We start from the raw sequence: 1,710 nt of genomic DNA, 5'->3' as shown, positions 1-1,710 counted from the left end.
ATATCTAAATAAATAAGGTTTATCTTTATTTAATGCGGGCTTGTTAGTAGACCAGCCTTCACTAGGAACAGATGTATTAGTTGAATTTGCAAAGTATTGTGTAATAGATGTTACTCTAGAATCAGAATATGTTAATAATACTTCAGGTATTGTTTTGGTAATAGTACCATCTGAATATGTTATCTTACTATAAGAGTATAATTTACCTTGATCGTATGTATTTGTAGGTACATTAGTAGACCAGTTAGTAGTATCATAAGATACACTTTGATCTGTTGAATATAAGTAATAATTAGTTACACTAGATACATCTTGACCTTTTATTGCATTTGATGCTTTATCATGATAGTATTGTACTCCAGATCTCCATTGACCTCTATCTCTCATGATGGTATAAGTTTCATCTATATCAGATACATCTCCATCAAATACTACTGGAACTTCAGCTGACCATACTTTATATTGACTAGTAGGACTTAACGAACTGTAATCGCTACTATCTGTAGTAAATCCAAACCAGAACTTTGTAGTAGATAATGATGAATTCCATGTGGAAGTAAACGTATTACCAGATGTACTGTTGATCTATTGCCATGAACCAGAACTGTTTAAATAATAGCTTTTCCAATATCCTGATACAGAACTAGTAGCACTATCATCAACTCTAACTTTTATGGCACTTAGTTTTACATTTGTAGTTTGTAGGAATCCCTTTGAAGACCTAATGGCAGAAGGACAACCATTAACGGTTATACTATAACCGTTAGATCCTGGCTTACCTGGTTCTCCAGGTTCACCTGGTTTACCATCTTGACCTGGCTTACCTGGCTCACCATCCTTAGACCATTTAGCCCATAGTGCTCCAGTTTTCCAAGCTTGCCATTTACTATTCTCTTTCTTTCTAGTCCAAACATATTCATAAGGTATAGATTCAGTAGGTCCAGTTGGGTTATCATCCCATCCACTAGGTACATAATCATCAGCTTGGTATTCACTAGAATCTACATTTGCTGGAGGGTAATCAGAACCACCTGGACCTAAACTATCTCCACCAACATAATTAGAGAATCTCTTATAGATGTATTCATATCCATCACCATCTTTACCTCTTTCTGAGTATCTAGACCATATACCAGGAGTTGACCAATCACCCCATTTCTAAGTAGACTTATCTAAGTATCTTTGAGATACCCATTCATACATTAATGATGCAGTTACACCCTCAGGATGATTAGACCAGCCACTAGGTATATGACCAGCTTGATTTACACTAGCAGGAGTAGAAGGTTGAGATCCATCTGCATTCCTAGTATAAATAAATTCAATACTATTACCATCTTTACCATCCTCACCATCAGCACCAGTAAGACGTATAAGATTAGACCATGCCGTTAAAGTACCATCTGGATTAGCAAATCGTTGAATCTACCATACGTACTCACCATCTCCTGGTACTAACTCACTATTAGTAGACCAACCTGAAGCAGCTGCATCTGTAGGAATAGATGGTTTAGTAGCAGATATCTTCCACCTATATTGATAATGACCACCTGATAAACCTTGTTCACCCCAATTAGACCATAGTGCTGGTGTACTAAAGTTAGACCATACTCCATCAGTACGTACACGTTTACAAGTCCACTCTGCCTTATAGTCCTCATTTACTCCTTTTGGATCATCGGACCAGTTATAGTCTTTAGAACCACCATT

General features: G+C 36.7%; 2 protein-coding genes. Both read right to left on the bottom strand.

The window, feature by feature from the left end; genetic code table 11:
• Positions 1-387 (bottom strand): hypothetical protein (locus GH681_RS22935; protein WP_228112055.1); only part of this gene is annotated, 387 nt, incomplete at its 3' end.
• 1,038 nt (positions 388-1,425) lie between these two features.
• A partial coding sequence (locus GH681_RS23865) for a hypothetical protein (RefSeq protein ID WP_228112054.1) occupies positions 1,426-1,710 on the bottom strand: 285 nt, incomplete at its 5' end.

It is taken from the genome of Zoogloea sp. 1C4 (assembly GCF_009469605.1).
In the GTDB taxonomy this organism is placed as follows: domain Bacteria; phylum Pseudomonadota; class Gammaproteobacteria; order Burkholderiales; family Rhodocyclaceae; genus Zoogloea; species Zoogloea oryzae.
Note: the sequence above shows the minus strand (reverse complement) of the source record. Positions and strands in the feature narration are given on the sequence as shown.